The organism is uncultured Bacteroides sp., assembly GCF_905207245.1.
Classification (GTDB): Bacteria; Bacteroidota; Bacteroidia; order Bacteroidales; family Bacteroidaceae; genus Bacteroides.
Genome location: NZ_CAJLKP010000101.1, coordinates 1 through 16,566 on the forward strand (window position 1 = coordinate 1; position 16,566 = coordinate 16,566).

At 47.9% G+C, this 16,566-nt stretch carries 14 protein-coding genes; 1 reads left to right on the forward strand and 13 read right to left on the reverse strand.

Annotated features, from left to right (window positions below; genetic code table 11):
* Positions 1-1,371 (reverse strand): carboxypeptidase-like regulatory domain-containing protein (locus tag QZ135_RS21790; protein WP_294614510.1); only part of this gene is annotated, 1,371 nt, incomplete at its 3' end.
* Positions 1,372-1,589: 218 nt separating this feature from the next.
* Between QZ135_RS21790 and QZ135_RS21795 the strand changes: the two genes are divergently transcribed.
* Entirely contained in the window at positions 1,590-4,382 is a 2,793-nt protein-coding gene (locus QZ135_RS21795; protein WP_294614513.1) for an ATP-binding protein, read from the forward strand.
* A 90-nt stretch (positions 4,383-4,472) separates the two neighbouring features.
* Here the strand turns inward: QZ135_RS21795 and QZ135_RS21800 are convergent, their stop codons facing one another.
* From QZ135_RS21800 to QZ135_RS21855, 12 genes are all read right to left on the reverse strand, one after another.
* Positions 4,473-5,915: an NADH-quinone oxidoreductase subunit N gene (locus tag QZ135_RS21800; RefSeq protein WP_294614516.1), complete on the reverse strand. Its 1,443-nt coding sequence runs from the start codon at positions 5,913-5,915 to the stop codon at positions 4,473-4,475.
* Positions 5,916-5,947: 32 nt separating this feature from the next.
* Positions 5,948-7,429 (reverse strand): NADH-quinone oxidoreductase subunit M, encoded by a 1,482-nt coding sequence (locus QZ135_RS21805; protein ID WP_294614519.1) that lies wholly within the window; start codon positions 7,427-7,429, stop codon positions 5,948-5,950.
* Between the two features lie 49 nt (positions 7,430-7,478).
* Positions 7,479-9,368, reverse strand: coding sequence for an NADH-quinone oxidoreductase subunit L (gene nuoL / locus QZ135_RS21810; protein ID WP_294614522.1), 1,890 nt, complete (start codon positions 9,366-9,368; stop codon positions 7,479-7,481).
* A gap of 98 nt (positions 9,369-9,466) precedes the next feature.
* Positions 9,467-9,775, reverse strand: a complete 309-nt coding sequence (nuoK, locus tag QZ135_RS21815; protein ID WP_025834892.1) for an NADH-quinone oxidoreductase subunit NuoK — start codon at positions 9,773-9,775, stop codon at positions 9,467-9,469.
* 14 nt (positions 9,776-9,789) lie between these two features.
* The gene (locus QZ135_RS21820) at positions 9,790-10,305 is read right to left on the reverse strand and encodes an NADH-quinone oxidoreductase subunit J (protein ID WP_294614528.1); all 516 of its coding nucleotides are present in this window, start codon (positions 10,303-10,305) and stop codon (positions 9,790-9,792) included.
* Positions 10,306-10,385: 80 nt separating this feature from the next.
* Entirely contained in the window at positions 10,386-10,862 is a 477-nt protein-coding gene (locus QZ135_RS21825; protein WP_294614531.1) for a 4Fe-4S binding protein, read from the reverse strand.
* Between the two features lie 55 nt (positions 10,863-10,917).
* A complete protein-coding gene (gene nuoH / locus QZ135_RS21830) occupies positions 10,918-11,994 on the reverse strand; it encodes an NADH-quinone oxidoreductase subunit NuoH (protein WP_009131730.1) in 1,077 nt (358 codons plus the stop codon).
* A 172-nt stretch (positions 11,995-12,166) separates the two neighbouring features.
* Entirely contained in the window at positions 12,167-13,759 is a 1,593-nt protein-coding gene (locus QZ135_RS21835) for an NADH-quinone oxidoreductase subunit D (RefSeq protein ID WP_294614536.1), read from the reverse strand.
* Between the two features lie 7 nt (positions 13,760-13,766).
* Positions 13,767-14,366, reverse strand: coding sequence for an NADH-quinone oxidoreductase subunit B (locus tag QZ135_RS21840; protein ID WP_294614539.1), 600 nt, complete (start codon positions 14,364-14,366; stop codon positions 13,767-13,769).
* Complete coding sequence (locus QZ135_RS21845) at positions 14,357-14,707, reverse strand: NADH-quinone oxidoreductase subunit A (RefSeq protein ID WP_007666958.1); 351 nt, start codon at positions 14,705-14,707, stop codon at positions 14,357-14,359. Before QZ135_RS21845 ends, QZ135_RS21840 begins: the two co-directional genes overlap by 10 nt.
* A gap of 114 nt (positions 14,708-14,821) precedes the next feature.
* Positions 14,822-15,202, reverse strand: a complete 381-nt coding sequence (locus QZ135_RS21850) for a hypothetical protein (RefSeq protein WP_294614545.1) — start codon at positions 15,200-15,202, stop codon at positions 14,822-14,824.
* Between the two features lie 102 nt (positions 15,203-15,304).
* On the reverse strand, positions 15,305-16,566 hold a 1,262-nt coding region (locus QZ135_RS21855; protein WP_294614548.1), incomplete at its 5' end, for a TrkH family potassium uptake protein.

Genomic DNA, 16,566 nt, shown 5'->3' on the forward strand with positions numbered 1-16,566 from the left:
GGCTGTCTTGCTGTACGAGCCACTCCAATTCACATCCCATTGGCGGCCGAAGTGGTGCTTGCCGTTCATCTGGTGGTTTTGCAGGCTGTAGATATGCGTCACGTTGTTGCTGCCTATCAGATTGTGGTCTTCATAGTCCACACCTTCGCGATGCATATAAGTGTCGATGGCATTGCGCGCATAGAAGAAGGTGTAACCGATGCGGTCCGTTGTGCGGAAGCTATAACCCAGGTTGCCGAGTGCGGCTATCTTCAGTTCGTTGGAGTAGCTGTCGTAGGTGAATTCGTTCAGGGTATTTCCGGTGGCTTCCAGTGTTCTTATCGAAGCGTCGTTCATGGTTTGCAGGTCATTGCTTACGCCTACGGATGCCAGGAGGCTAAGTTCGTTTCCACCGATGTCGAAGCGCTTGCCGAAACCGATGTTTCCGCCGAATTCGGGTAAGGAAGTTTTCTTGCTCACCTGGAAACTGGTGTTGAAGAGGCGGTTGCTGCGGGCATATTCTTCAAAGTCTGTGAGCGACATATCCGTTAGTTTCCGGTCCAGCGAGGGCGTTTTGAAGAGTGAGCCGTCACGGTCCATCTGGTAGAAGTCTTTTCCAAGTGTATTGAACTTGCCTCCTGCATTGAAGCTGACGGTGAAGAAATCACTGCCTACATTCTCTTTGGTACTGATGTCGATGTGTGCTCCCGAATAGTCGGCAAAGGAACCTGCATCGTATACTTTGCTCACGGTGATGTTCTGCACGGTGGAGGCTGGGAAGATATCCAGCGGGATCAGTTTGTTGTCTGGGTTGGGGGAGGCGATGGGAAGCCCGTTCAGGGTGGTGGTGCTGTAGCGGTCGCCCAGTCCGCGCACAATCAGTTGCCCGGCACTGGCGATGGAGATACCTGTTATCTTCTTCACGCCTTCCTCTACATTGCTGATACCTTTGATGCTCATCTCTTTGGCTCCGAGATTTTCGATGGCGAGAGTGGCTTTTTGCCGTTCCATTTGCAGGGCACGTTCACCTTCCAGGTTCTTCTTGGCCACTACGGAGACTTCGCCGAGAGCCTGTGCATCACTTTCCATCTCGAAGTTCAGCATCGTTTCACTCTGTACCTTTACATTGTTCAGCAAGATGTCTTTGTATCCTATATATCTCACGGTTACGGTGTACGTTCCGTTCTTCACTTCCAGCCGATAGTTGCCGTCAATGTCGGCCACGGCGCCTTGTGAGGTTCCGGTAATCTGCACGGTGGCTCCGGTCAGTGGTTCCCGTGTCTGCTTGTCGAGAACGGTTCCTTTGATGTTGCCTGCCAGGGCGGTCATGGCGGAGAGGGCCAGTAGTAAAATAAGGAAAAACAGCTTTCCTAAATTCAGTTTCATACTCATCTTTTATAGTTTCTTATTTCCGGTGCAAAGATGCGGTAACGGAATTACAACCGTAATACACATGTCATACAATTGGTTCTCAATATAATTACATTTTTGTGACAGGATGCGCTTGATAACTAGTCACTACTTACTATTTTTTTTATTGATAGGAATAGAAACAAAATCAAGAAGTAAACGTTATCTTTGCGCTGTTTAGAATCTTAATAGACATTGATATGAGTGCTGTCTCTTCACATTCACAAGAATCGGAACGCTTTCGTCGACTCTCTGCTATCGGACAGATAGGGTGGTGGGAAGCTGACTTTACTACCCGGGATTATCTTTGTTCTGAGTATGTATGTAATTTACTGGGTCTGAAAGGTGATACCCTGACCTTTCGTGAATTCGGACTGTATATACGTGAAGATTACCGTGAACGTATCAGTCGTGAGTTCGTCTCAATAGAAGAAGTTGAGGTGTACGAACAAACGTTCCCTATTCTTGCCATGCATGGGGTGGTCTGGGTTCGCTCCCGTTTGGGAGAGAAGTGGATGACGGAAGACGGACACTTAAAAGCCTTCGGTATTCTCCAGGTGATTGATGCTCCGGATAATATGGGAACTACAGATATGCTGAAACAACTTAATGCTTTGCTGTTCCGGCAACATTCCGTATCGAATTCCTTACGCAATTTCCTGAAAGATAAATGCCTGGATGAGGTCATTCCTAAAGTCCTGAAAGATGTACTGGAGCTTTTCCACGGTGGACGCGTGTACATCATTGAGTATGATGAAGGGTATCAGACCCAGAGTTGTACATACGAGGTCGTAGCAAAAGGGGTAGAGCCGGAGATAGACATGTTGCAGGCTACCGATACCCAGGGTATGGAGTGGTGGCACAATCACATTCTGGCGGATAAACCTATTTTGCTGAGCTCTTTATCAGACCTGCCGGAAGAAGCCGAACTGGAATATAAGATACTGTCTATACAAGATATTAAGTCGTTGATGGTAATTCCTTTGCGGAATACCGAACGTATCTGGGGATATATAGGCATCGACTTGGTAGAGGAGGAACACAGATGGAATAATGAGGATTATCAGTGGTTCTCTTCCCTTGCCAATATCATCAGCATTTGTATCAACCTGCGCCGTGCCAGGGATGAGGCGGAACGTGAACGTTCTTTCCTGCGCAATCTATATAAGTATATGCCAATGGGATATGTGCGCCTTTCCGTTGTTTTCGACGGGAAGGGGAAACCGGCTGATTATCTCATTACGGATGCTAACCAGTTCAGTGCCGACCTGTGCGGTGCACCATTGGATAGCTACAAAGGACGTTTGGCTTCGGAGATTTACTCGGAAGAAAGACTGGCTGAGAAAATGAGAGTCCTTGCCGAGATACACAACAGGGATACGTACAGGGAACAGGACGAGTACTTTGAATTGTCTGGCAAGACTTGCCACTGTGTCATTTATTCGCCCGACCCGGAAGAATTGGTTTGCCTCTACATGGATGTCACTGAAATGCGGCAGACGTATATGGCGCTGGACCATAGTGAAAAATTACTGCGTAATCTCTTCTCCAACATTCCGGTAGGCATCGAAATCTACGATAAGAACGGATATTTGATTGACCTTAACAATAAGGATCTGGAAATATTCGGTGTCAAGGACAAGGCGAATACCATTGGTGTGAACTTTTATGAAAATCCCAATGTACCAGTGGACATACGCGAAAGGATGCAGGTTGAAGATGAACTTGACTTTTCACAGGATTATGAGTTTACCAAGATAAGCAATTATTATGAATCGGGAAAGCAAGGGGGCATCGAACTCTATACTAAAGTAAGCAAGATATATGACACCAATGGAGATTGTAGTGGTTTTGTACTCATCAATATCGACAATACGGAAAGAATAAGTTCCATTAATCGTATCCGTGACTTCGAGAACTTTTTCCTGTTGATTTCAGACTATGCCAAAGTGGGTTATGCCAAGTTGAATTTACTCACCAGAGAAGGATATGCCATCAAGCAATGGTATAAGAATATGGGCGAGGATGAAGATACGCCATTGGGTGAGGTGGTAGGTATCTATAATAAGATGCATCCGGAAGATCGCGCGCGTGTACTGGATTTCTTTGAAAAGGCCAAGAGAGGAGAAGCGACAAGCTTTAAGAGTGAGATGCGTGTGTTGAGGGCCGGAACACTGAATAAGTGGAACTGGGTGCGCATGAATGTACTGCTTAATCGCTATGACCCTGCGAATGGTCTGATTGAGTTAATCGGTGTCAATTATGATATCACCGAGTTGAAGGAAACGGAAAAGAAACTGATTGTTGCCAAGGAAAAAGCAGAAGAGTCAGACCGACTGAAAAGTGCATTCCTGGCAAATATGAGTCATGAAATACGTACGCCTCTGAATGCCATTGTCGGCTTCTCGAGCCTGTTGGTGGAGACGGACGAACCGGAAGAAAAGCAGGAATATGCCAAGATGGTGGAGGAGAACAATGAACTGTTGCTTCAATTGATTTCTGACATTTTGGACCTGTCGAAGATAGAGGCGGGAACCTTTGACTTCAAGTTTAGAGATTTCGACATGAATACTTTGTGTGGAGATCTTGCTCGCTCCATGCAGTTGAGGGTGAAGCCGGGAGTAGAACTTATCTTTGAACCGACTTTGCCGCAATGTGTCATAGGCAGTGATCCTAGCCGCTTACACCAGGTGGTTTCCAACTTTGTAAATAATGCAATTAAGTTCACCACTACAGGCAGCATCCGGATCGGATATGATAAGCCGGATGAAAAGCATTTACGGGTATATGTGGCAGACACTGGTATCGGCATTGCTCCCGAAGCTTGTCGTAAGATATTCGATCGTTTCATTAAATTGAACTCTTTTGTTCAGGGCACAGGACTGGGACTTTCCATCAGCAAGAGTATTATCGAACAATTGGGTGGTAAGATTGGAGTGGATAGTGAGCTGGGTAAAGGCTCAACATTCTGGTTTATCTTGCCGTTGGAATAATTCAGCTACAAAAGCTACAAGCTACGAGTGCCCTGCGGTGTGATAGCGCAGCCACTCGTAGCTCGTAGCTTTTGTAGCTTGTAGCTTTAACTAATTCTGTCCGAATGAGAATTTGTCGATGTTCTGATAAACCACACTTGCAAAACTCAATACAATGATACCGAGTGTGCAGATGACAAGACTGGCACGTGTGTAATTATCACTGCGGAAAGCGGCGATAGGCTCATCACTCTTGTTGATATACATGGACTTCACAATCTTCAGATAGTAATAGAGTGATAGTACGGTGTTGACTAGTGCAATGAACACCAGCAAATGGAAACCGCTGTTGAAGGCTGCCGCGAAGATGAAGAACTTCGAGAAGAATCCTGCAAACGGAGGAATACCTGCCAGTGAGAACAAGGCAAGCGTCATGAGGAACGCCAACTTAGGGTTAGTACTGTACAGTCCGTTATATTCTTCGAGGGTAAAGCGATGGGCGCGCAGGGCGATAATCGTAATCACCGTGAACACGGAGAGGTTGGCGAACATATAAATAAGTACATAATACACCAGTGACGTCATACCTTGTGCACTACCGCCTATGACACCCAGCATAATGTAACCTGCCTGTGAGATACTGGAGAACGCCATTAGTCGTTTCAGATTCTCCTGGCGCAGAGCAAAGAGGTTGGCAAGGGTGATAGAGGCAATGATAACCCAATAAAGTACTTCCTGCCATTGGTCTATCATCGGAGCAAATACCTTAATCAGGATGGTCAGCAGCACGAAAGCAGCCGCACCTTTTGAAATAACGCTCAAATAAGCAGTCACGGTACTCGGAGCACCTTCGTAAACATCTGCTGTCCAGAGGTGGAAAGGAACAAGGGAAAGCTTGAAGCCCATACCGGAGAAGAAGAAAACGAATGCCATGATTTGCAGAGGACTACCGGTCAGGTGGGCCGGAATATCGTCGAAATAGAGGGTACCTACCGTACCGTAAATCAATGAAAGACCATACAACAGCAAGCCGCTTGAGAAAAGTGCGGTAAGAATATACTTGGCACCTGCCTCGGCGGAGTGGTGGCGGTATTTATCAAAAGCTACCAGTGCAGCCATCGGGATACTTGCAGTCTCCAGTCCGATGAAGAACATCAGGAAGTGTCCGGCGGAAATCATGAAGTACATACCCAGCAGCGTGCAGAGCGTCAGCATATAGAATTCACCTTGTTTGATGATGGTATCCGGGAGTTTCAGCCACTCATGTGCCATCAGGAAAACAATCAGCGTACCGACGCTGAGAATAGACTTCACGATGCTTTGTATCGGTGCATTGTGATACATGCCGCCGAAAGCATCGGTAGCCGGACCGGGTATGATAGTAATCAGCGTGTGTATTGTGAGTAGCACGACGGGTAACATGGTGTTGAGCCGCGGGTTACCGTCTTTCTTATGCGCATCGGGGCTCATGAAGAGGTCGGCCACGAAGAGGATAACGATGACAGCTATCAGCGAAAGCTCTTCTTTGAGAATGAGAAATTGGGAATAATCCATATCTTGTTGAGTTATGAGTTATTAGTTATAAATTATTGAAATATACTCACCAAAGGCAATACACTGTCTCCGATCATCGTACTTATCCACAACGGGGCAATACCCAGACCTGCAACGCAAACGATGAGGATGATGACGGCAGTGCGTTCATCCCAGGTGGCATCGGTCAGTGTCAGGTGGTGCTTGTTGGTGCAAGTGCCGTAAAGTATCTTGCCGACAAGCCGGAGGATATAAACAGCAGTAATCACGATACTGGTACAGGCGATAATTGTCCATGTGCGGTGGAAAACGTCTGCATGTTGGAAAGCACCGTTGAAGATGGTCATTTCGGCAACGAAACCGCTGAGGCCCGGAAGTCCGAGGTTAGCAAGTCCGGCAATGACATAGCACACGGCGAGGAAAGGCATGATTTTCATCAATCCTGAAAGTTCGCGTATGTCACGTGTGTGGGTACGGCCATATATCATACCGATAAGGGCAAAGAACAAGGCTGTCATCAATCCGTGACTGAGCATTTGCAGGACGGCACCGGTGCAGGCGGTCTGGTTCATCATCAGGATGGCGAAGAGTACAAGACCACAGTGGGATACGGAGGAGTAGGCGTTGATATACTTCAAGTCCGTTTGTACGCAAGCTGAGAAAGCACCGTAGACAACAGAGATACCTGTCAGTATCAGGAAAATCCAACCCAACTCCTGTGCAGCTTCGGGCATCAGATACATGGCGATACGGAAACAACCGTAACCACCCAGTTTCATCAACACGCCGGCGTGAAGCATACTCACGGCAGTAGGTGCGGAAGCGTGACCGTCGGGGCTCCATGTGTGGAACGGGAACAGGGCACCCAGCACACCGAAACCTAGGAACGTAAGCGGGAACCAGATACGTTGTTGCTCGATGGGGATATTGTGCAGTGCGGCAATGTCCAGCAGGTTCATGCTCGTGGCACCGGCACCGTAATAGATACCGAGGATACCAATCAGCAGGAAGGCGGAACCACCCATCAGCATCAGCGTTAGTTTCATGGCAGAATATTCCTTGCGTCCGCTACCCCATACGCCGATAAGCAGGTACATCGGGATAAGTGCTACTTCATAGAACATGAACATGGTGAACAGGTCCGTGGAAATGAAGAAGCCGAATACTCCGAGGGAGAGTAGGGTGAACCAAAGGAAATATTCTTTCGTTAGCGGTTGCAGACGCCAGGAAGCGAATGTTCCGGTGAAGACGATGATGGCGGAAAGTAGCAGCATAGCTACCGAGATACCGTCTACACCGACTGAATAATGTATGTTGAGTGCCGGATACCAAGGTATATCTGCGCGGAAAAGCATTTCGGCAGTGTCTCCGGCGGCACGGGCTTGCAGATAGGCAATGGTCAAGCCTACTGCGGCCAGCACCAGTGCTGATGCACCTACCACCATCACCGTGCGTATCTGCCGAAGGTTGCGGCTCAGCCAAAGGCCAAGGAGCATCAGCAGGGGGATGAGAACAAAAATACTTAATATGTTCATCTTTATATTGCGTTTTTACTATTTACGAATTACGATTGACATTTCTCTACTACAGCAGCAACAGTAGAATCAGCGCCAGTGTACCCAACAGGAATACATAGGTGTATTGTTGAATCTGTCCGCTCTGCAAACCGCGTATCTCATCACTGGTAGCATTGGCACTCCAGGCAAGGAAGTTGAAGAAGCCGTCCACTACGTGGCGGTCGAACCAGGCGATGGGGCGGGAGATGCAACCAAAGATAATCTTGTGGGTGATGAACTGGTATATATCATCAATGTAGAAACGATGGTAAGCAGCCGTCCACAACCCACGGAAGCGGCGGGCAAGTGCATTGGCAACGGGTTGTTTTGCCCGTGCATACATCGCTGTAGCTATTGCAATGGAGACAACAGCTATAGCAATACTGGTACCCGCTACTGTCCAGTCGAGATGAATTTCGTAAGCTGTACCGTTGGAAGAAATGAACTTCCCGAAGGGGATAAAACCTGCCACAATAGTTACAACGGCAAGGAACATCAACGGGATAGTCATCGCTAACGGACTTTCATGGGGCGTGTGCTCAGCATGGAGTTCCTTGTTCTCTTTACCCCAAAAGATACCGCAGTAAAGACGGAACATATAGAACGCCGTCATTGCAGCAATCACTGTCATAATCCAACCCATGACAGGGCTGAACTGGAAGCATGCCGTCAATATCTCATCTTTGGAGAAGAAACCTGAGAAAGGGGGAATACCTGCAATGGCAAGACAAGCTATCAGGAACGTAATATGCGTTACAGGCATGTACTTGCGCAGTCCACCCATAGCGGACATTTCGTTGCTGTGCACGGCATGGATAATGCTACCTGCACCGAGGAAGAGCAATGCCTTGAACATGGCATGTGTAAATAAGTGGAACATTCCTGCCATATATCCCAAGCCTCCATGATGTGGATCAGCAGAAGTACAAACTCCCAATGCCACCATCATGAAACCAATCTGTGAGATTGTAGAGAATGCAAGCACTCGCTTAATATCACTCTGTACACAAGCTACCGAAGCGGCATAGAATGCAGTGAACGCCCCGACGTAAGCCACCAGGTGCAGCATATCCGGTGCATAACCGATGAACAACGGAAACATTCGTGCCACAAGATAGACTCCGGCTACTACCATCGTCGCTGCATGAATCAATGCACTGACAGGCGTAGGACCTTCCATTGCATCCGGTAACCAGATGTGCAACGGGAACATCGCACTCTTTCCGGCACCACCGATGAACATCAGTCCGAGAGCCAAGGGAATCATCGCTGCACCACCTTTCAGTAATGCCATTTCGCTGGGCTGGAAGGTATATGTGCCCGCATAGTAACCGTAAATAAGGATACCGATCAGGAAGCCCAGGTCGGCAAAGCGGGTGACGATGAATGCCTTCTTGCTTGCTGCAACAGCGGACGGCTTCGTATAGTAGAAACCGATGAGCAGATAGGATGAAACACCCACCAACTCCCAGAACAGGTACATCTGGAAGATATTAGTAGCCACCACCAGTCCAAGCATGGACATAGTGAAGAGGCTGAGGAATGCATAATAACGTTGGAATCCGCGTTCGCCCTTCATATAGCCGAAAGAGTAGATGTGTACCATCAGCGACACAGTGGAGATGACAATGAGCATCATCACTGAAATAGGGTCGAGCAGGATACCCAAGTCGATGCTCAACGTCTCGGTGAAAGGTAACCACGTCACATTATAAGGCATAAGTGTGGCGAAGGTGCCATCCGCCAGGCGCGGAGCGGAGAAATATTGCCAGGCAGTGGCATAACTCAGTACAGCCACCACAGCCAATACCGTGGTACCGATGATGCCTGCCGTCCGGTGCGTCATCCATTTGCCACCGATTCCCAACGTGAGGAAGGAGAGCAAGGGGAGGAGCAGGATTAGAATTGTATATTCCATAATTCTTAAATTGAGAATTGAGAGTTGAGAATTAAAAAATAATATTCCATCTCTCTCTTCATTTTTTAATTATTAATTTTCAATTTTTAATTAAGCAGTTACCACTTCAACTCGTCCAGCTTGCCGACCTGGATGCTTCGTATATTACGGTAGATGTTAATCATAATCGCAATAGCTACTGCCGTTTCGGCTGCCGAGATGGCAATGGAGAACAGGGCAAAGAAATACCCTTCCAGTCCGCCGGGGAAAAGGAAACGGTTGAACACTGCGAAGTTGATGTCCGTAGCATTTAGTATCAACTCGATGCTGATAAGTATGGCCAGTGTGTTGCGGCGGGTGAAGAACCCGTAGATACCGGCGAAAAACATGATAGCCGAAACTATCAGATAATATTCCATGTGTATCATAATCAATTCTTTTTTTATCGTTTACGTGCAATCACCAGTCCGCCTACGATACATGCCAGCAGCAGGATACTGATGGCCTCGAAGGGAAGCAGATAACCATATTTATCACTACTCAGCATGGCGTTTCCGATGGTTTTGATATCGATTTCCAATGGTGCGAGGTCGGTGGTGACGATGAACTTATGTTTCAGCGTGATGAACACTACGATGATGGCTCCCACTACGGTGGCACCCAGTCCGGCCAGCAGTTTGCTACGCTTCAACTTGTCGATAGTACGGTCTCCTTCGCCACTGGTCAGCAGAATGGAGAAGACATAGAGTACAACAATACCGCCGGCATAAACCATGATTTGTACCGAGCCCAGAAATGTGTAGCCCAGCAGGAAGTAAATGCCTGCCGTGCCGAAAAGCGTGAACAGCAGATACGTTGCCGAGCGTACCATATGGCGTGTGGTCACGGTGAGAATGGAACACGCGGTGATGAACACTGCCAGAAAGTAGAATACTACGGTTTCAAGGGTTATTTCCATTTGATTTTAGTGTTTTAGTGTTTAGTGATAAGTGATTAGCATATGCCGTATGGCACTAATCACTTATCATTAATCGTTAATCATTTTTTTATTACGTGACTGCCCGGATGATTCAGCGTCTTCACCAGCTTCGTGCGGTCGAACACTGCATGCTCGAAGCCGGTATCGAACGTTATCGCATCGTGCGGGCAAGCTGTGACACAAAGCTGGCAAAACATGCACGAACCGAGGTCGTACTCATACTTTGCCAATATCTTCTTTTTCTTGCCGTCCTCAGTATCTATCATTTCACTCGTCACCTTGATGGTATCGTTGGGGCATGCCATCTGACACAGTCCGCACGCTACGCAGCGGTGCTCGTTTTGGTCGTTATGAGGCATGGTCAGCGAACCACGGAATCGGTCGAACATCTTCAACGTCGCACGGTTCTCAGGGTATTGCTCCGTCACCTTCCGGCGGCAGAAGACGGTCATGGTAGTTTTCATACCCGTCAGCAAGGATCCAATGCCATGCACAAGTCCGCCCAAATAACTATATGTTTCGTTCTTATCTTTCATTATCTCTTTATATTTAATTTATCCGAAGGGAAACCTTGCTCCGGCGCTACGCCGGTTAAAAGTGTAGTTTAAATACAACAATCAGTACCATGATGATAAGGTTCACCATTGAAATAGGTACCAGGTACTTCCATTCCAGCGCCAGAATCTGGTCGATACGCAAGCGGGGGAATGTCCACTTAATCCACATCAGCAGGAACACTACGAAAAATGCCTTACCAAAGAACCAGACAAAGCCCGGAATATAATCCATCACCGCGTTGAAGCCATCCAATCCTGCAATGTGCAATGGCATCCAGCCGCCCAGGAAGATGGTGGCAGCCACACTGGCCACGATGAACAAGTTCAGGTATTCGGCCAGATAGAAGAAACCGAAGTGCATACCACTATATTCGGTGTGGTATCCAGCCGTCAATTCGCTTTCTGCTTCCGGCAAGTCGAACGGGCCACGGTTACACTCAGCATTTCCGGCAATCAGGTAGATGATGAAGGCAATCACTGCCGGGATATGACCCTTGAAGATGAACCAGCCGTCGGCCTGTCCTTCTACGATTTCGGAGAACTGCATGGTCCCCATCAGCACCACCATTGTCAGTATGCTCAATCCTACGGACAATTCATACGAGATAATCTGTGCTCCGCTTCGCATGGCGCCGATAAGAGAGAACTTGTTGTTGGAGCTCCAGCCCGCCAGCAAAATTCCTAATACACCTATGCTGGACGCTGCCAGCAGGAAGAATACGCCCACATTGAAGTTCAGCACTTCCATACCTTTATTGATAGGCAGACAGGCGAACGTCAGGAACGAAGCAATAATCACCATAAAGGGTGCCAGGTTATAGAGGAAACGGTCAGCCTCCTTCGGGGTGAAGATTTCTTTGGTCAGCATCTTCAGCACGTCACAGATGACCTGAATGCTCCCCCATTTACCTACACGGTTCGGACCGAGACGGCATTGGAAGAAGGCGCATATCTTGCGCTCCATATAAATAAGAATGATGGCGAGTACGGCATACATCAGAATGATGCATACGCCTATCACTACACATTCGAGGAATATCGCCAGGCCTTCCGGCATGAAGGAAGTCAGCGTCTGGTGAATCCAGTTGGTTACTATACTAAAGTCAAACACGTTGTTTAAATTAAGAATTAATAATGAAGAATGAAGAATTACCATGCGGGTGATGGCGTATTCATTCTTTTATTTAATTATTTATCAGGCTTACGAATTAAGAGGAAGAAGATTGTGCTGTACTGTTGCACTCTTTAATTCTTCATTCTTAATTCATCATTCTTCATTTACACTACCTATCAATATCCGGAACTACATAATCCAGCGTTCCACCTATGGCAATCAGGTCGGCAATCTTTGCCCCACGGCAGATGGTGTCTACGGCGCTCACCAATGGCAATCCCGTGGAGCGGAAGTGCAGGCGGTAAGGCGTTTTGTCACCATGACTCTCGAGGAAGACGCCAAACTCGCCACGGCTACCCTCTACGGCAGTGTAATACTGTCCTTCCGGTACGCGGATAATGGGTTTCATCTTCTCCTGATAGGGTCCTTCGGGGATGTTGTCGATGAGTTGCTCAATGATATTCATGCTTTCCATGATTTCGTCCATACGAACCATGTAGCGTGCCCATGAGTCGCCTTCGGTGTAGACGATTTCCTTGAAGTCCACCTTGTCGTATACTCCGTACGGATGACGTTTGCGCACATCGCAAGCCCAGCCGCTGGCACGTCCTGTGCCGCCCGTAGCTCCGAAGGCGATGGCATCTTCGCGACTCAGCACACCTACGCCTTTCAGACGTTGCTGGGCGATGATGTTGCCGGTGAACACCTGATGATATTCATGGATGATGCCACGCAGGTAGGGAATAAACTCTTTCACCCGCTTCTGGAAGTTGGGATGCAGGTCAGCCTGCACACCGCCAATGGTGTTGTAGTTCATGATGAGGCGTCCGCCGCAGGTTTCCTCAAAGATGTCGAGTATCTTCTCGCGGTCACGGAAACCGTAGAAGAAAGCAGTCAGGGCACCGAGGTCCATTGCCAGACAAGAGTAAAACAGCAAGTGAGAGTCAATGCGTTGCAACTCGTCCATGATGGTGCGGATGTATTTCACGCGGTCGCTTACTTCAATGCCCATTGCCTGCTCGATGCACGAACACAGGGCGTGGCGGTTCTGATGTGCACCCAGATAATCAAGGCGGTCGGTCAATGCCAGCGTTTGTGGGTAGGTGAGGCTTTCGCACATCTTTTCGATACCTCGGTGGATATATCCGCAATTGGCATCTATCTTGTCAATGGTTTCCCCTTCCAGTGATACACGGAAACGCATTACACCATGTGTTGCGGGGTGCTGCGGACCGATGTTCACCACATATTCTTCGTCGCCGAAGAGTATGAGTTCTTTATTTTTCACCGTGCCGTCCGGATTCAGCTCCAGTTCGGTGGTGGTATCTATGGTTTCTTCATTATCCATGCGTAGCGGATTGTCCTTTTCGGGGTCATTATCCTTACGCATCGGATAGCCTACCCAGTCGTTACGCAGGTAGAGGCGGCGCATATCGGGATGTCCTATGAAGACGATGCCGTAAAAGTCATATACTTCACGTTCATTGAAGTCTGCTGCCTTCCAGATGTCGCTGACACTGGGCAATTCAGGATTCTCGCGGTCCAAGGTGGCGGTGCGCACTGCTGCCTGTTTGCCGGTAACGGTGGATTCCAGCAGATAGACAATACCCAGCCCACGTGGAGTGTCCGGTGCATCACTATCGGCGGGTTCTCCCCAATCCATGCCGCTCAGGCATTTCAGGAAGTCCATCTGCTCTTCGCGATGCAAACGGAGCATTTCGGCATGTAAGTCCGCAGGTTTTATAAATCGTATATTATCCATATTCTGATTATTTTTCTGTCTCTTCTTTCGGTTTGGGTTCTTTTCTATTCACTCCGCCGAAGAATTTCTCTATTTTCACTTTGCGTTGCAACTGCATCATACCATAATAAAATGCTTCCGGACGAGGCGGGCATCCCGGGATGTATACGTCCACCGGTAAAATCTTATCAACCCCGTTCACCACATGATATGACTTCTTGAACGGTCCGCCACTAACGGCGCATCCACCCACGGCAACCACATATTTCGGGTCGGGCATCTGGTCGTATAAACGTTTCAGTACAGGTGCCATCTTATTAGTGATTGTTCCGCATACCATAATCATATCTGCCTGTCGCGGACTGGCGCGGGCTACTTCAAATCCGAAGCGCGCCATGTCGTAGCGCGCGGCACCCAGTGCCATGAACTCGATACCGCAACAACTTGTTGCAAACGTAAGCGGCCACAGCGAATTGCTGCGTCCCCAGTTGATGAAGTCGTCCAGCACACCAAGGGCAACGTTTGCGCCTCCGGCATTAAGTTCGCGAACGAGTTTCTCCAACGTTTCATTATCCGTAAATTCTGCATACGGGATAGATTTTATTTTGGGTTTTTTCTTTATTTCCATTCCAATGCTCCTTTCCGCCATGCATAGGCAAGTCCTAATACCAGGATGAGTAAGAAAAATAAGATACTGAGTAATCCCGCTATTCCCAGGTCGCGGGCTATAACGGCCCACGGAAACAGGAATACCGTTTCCACATCGAACATCAGAAACAGGATGGCAAACAGGTAGTAACCCACCCGGAATTGCATCCACGATTTACCACGGGTAGGAATACCGCACTCGTACGCTTCCATCTTCTGTGGATTGTACGAACGGGGTGATATCGCTTTGGACAGCGCGATAACGATACCCACGAAAGCAATTGCCGTCAGCAAGACGACTACTAACAAAGTAAAGTTCATAAATCTAATTATCTTTTAGATGTATATAATAGGATAGTTGGCCGAAAGGAGCAATCCCTCTGAATCGCCTTCGACAGACTTTGGCAAACTTTGCAGTCTGCCCGACTTATTTTATTAAATGATAATCTTTCTCAGCCCGAAAACATAGTAAGAGAGCGGGTCGGGCACAGGATAGAAAGAGGCATGCAACAATGAACCACAGGCTGGAGAATCGGCCAGCCAACGCATCCGGAAGTAATTCAGTAATAGCAGGACGCTCTTGTTGCCGGGCACTTGCGTACTGTCCACATTATCCATATATAGAGGTGTGGAAAGGAAACGGTTATATATGTTACGGATGTTCTGCTGATGTGAAGTAGGGGCTTGAGACAAGATACAACGTTCGTCGTCATTGTTGCGTATGAAAGTGCATGATATACCCGCTGCCTGCGCTGCACCGTCGTACAGCAATACGCCGAGTAAGAGGATCATGAGGTATTTTATACACTGTTTCATACAACTACTTTTTCATTCGGCTGCAAATGTATAACAATTATTGGCTATTTTGTTATACAGAGATGTCAAAATGTTCGGTTTTTAGCACTTTTTGACCTTCTATCAACTTCTCTTCCAGAATTCAGGGGTGAAAAGCAGCAATACGGTGAACAGTTCGAGACGTCCTAGAAGCATGAGGAAAGCCATCAGCCACTTCGCTATGTCGGGCAATGCATTCCATGAGAAAGCAGGACCCGTTTCTCCCAGACCGGGACCCATATTGCCGATACTGGAAACTACACAGCCCACGGATTCCACAAATCCGATGCCCAGTCCCATCATAATCAGTACGCTGATAATGATGATTACCGCATATATAAAGCAGAAAGCTAACACCGTAGATTGTACAGAGGGTGAAATCACCTGTTTGTTGAGCCGCACCGGCAATATTGCATTCGGGTGAAGGATATGCTTGAACTCATTGCGGGCCACTTTGCCGAGGATAACCATACGGATACACTTCAAACCTCCCGTTGTACTTCCCGCACAGGCACCCATCAGCATGACGATGGTTAGCAGTCCCCACGTCACGGCAGGCCATAGCATATAGTCGGCGGTGGCAAAACCGGTGGAAGTGTGCAGTGAGATAACCTGGAAAAGTGATTGGCGGAACGATTCTTCCATTCCCATAGGTTTGGAATAGTAAAGTATTATGGCGATTACTCCGGTGAACAACACCACCGACCAGAAATACCATTTCAACTCAGCGTCATTGATAACCTTCTTGAATTTCCGGTTGACGAAGAACAATAGCAATGTGAAGTTGATGCCCGAGATAAACATGAAGATGGATATGACGTATTCGATATACGGAGAGTGATAATAGGCTACACTGGCCTGTTTGGTTGAGAATCCGCCCGTTCCGGTAGTGGCAAAGGCATGGCAAACACTATCGAACCAATTCATTCCACCCAACATCAATAAAGCCACAAGTATGCAGGTGATACCTGCATAGATACTCCAAATCCATTTCGCAGTGATACCGATACGCGGGTGCACTTTGTCGTGCGTCGGTCCGCTGGCTTCGGCGGCAAATACCTGCAAACCACTGACACCGAATATCGGAAGTATGGCGATGGTGAACATGATGATTCCCAAACCACCTATCCATTGTGTCATGCTGCGCCAGAAGAGCAGCCCGTGGGGCAGTGCTTCGATGTCATCCAGTATCGTGGCGCCCGTACTGCTGAAGCCGGACATGGTTTCAAAGAAAGCATTGGTGATGCTGGGGATGTATCCACTGATATAGAACGGCAGCATACCGAAAAGAGAAAATGCTACCCAGGCAAAGCTGACAAGTACATAGCCATCCCTGCGCGTCAACT

Coding starts and splice junctions, on each gene's coding strand:
- QZ135_RS21795 (WP_294614513.1), top strand. CDS start 1,590: ATGAGTGCTGTCTCTTCACATTCACAAGAATCGGAACGCTTTCGTCGA.
- QZ135_RS21850 (WP_294614545.1), bottom strand. CDS start 15,202: ATGAAACAGTGTATAAAATACCTCATGATCCTCTTACTCGGCGTATTG.
- QZ135_RS21800 (WP_294614516.1), bottom strand. CDS start 5,915: ATGGATTATTCCCAATTTCTCATTCTCAAAGAAGAGCTTTCGCTGATA.
- QZ135_RS21820 (WP_294614528.1), bottom strand. CDS start 10,305: ATGGAAATAACCCTTGAAACCGTAGTATTCTACTTTCTGGCAGTGTTC.
- nuoL (WP_294614522.1), bottom strand. CDS start 9,368: ATGGAATATACAATTCTAATCCTGCTCCTCCCCTTGCTCTCCTTCCTC.
- QZ135_RS21835 (WP_294614536.1), bottom strand. CDS start 13,759: ATGGATAATATACGATTTATAAAACCTGCGGACTTACATGCCGAAATG.
- nuoK (WP_025834892.1), bottom strand. CDS start 9,775: ATGATACACATGGAATATTATCTGATAGTTTCGGCTATCATGTTTTTC.
- QZ135_RS21845 (WP_007666958.1), bottom strand. CDS start 14,707: ATGAACTTTACTTTGTTAGTAGTCGTCTTGCTGACGGCAATTGCTTTC.
- QZ135_RS21825 (WP_294614531.1), bottom strand. CDS start 10,862: ATGAAAGATAAGAACGAAACATATAGTTATTTGGGCGGACTTGTGCAT.
- QZ135_RS21805 (WP_294614519.1), bottom strand. CDS start 7,429: ATGAACATATTAAGTATTTTTGTTCTCATCCCCCTGCTGATGCTCCTT.
- QZ135_RS21840 (WP_294614539.1), bottom strand. CDS start 14,366: ATGGAAATAAAGAAAAAACCCAAAATAAAATCTATCCCGTATGCAGAA.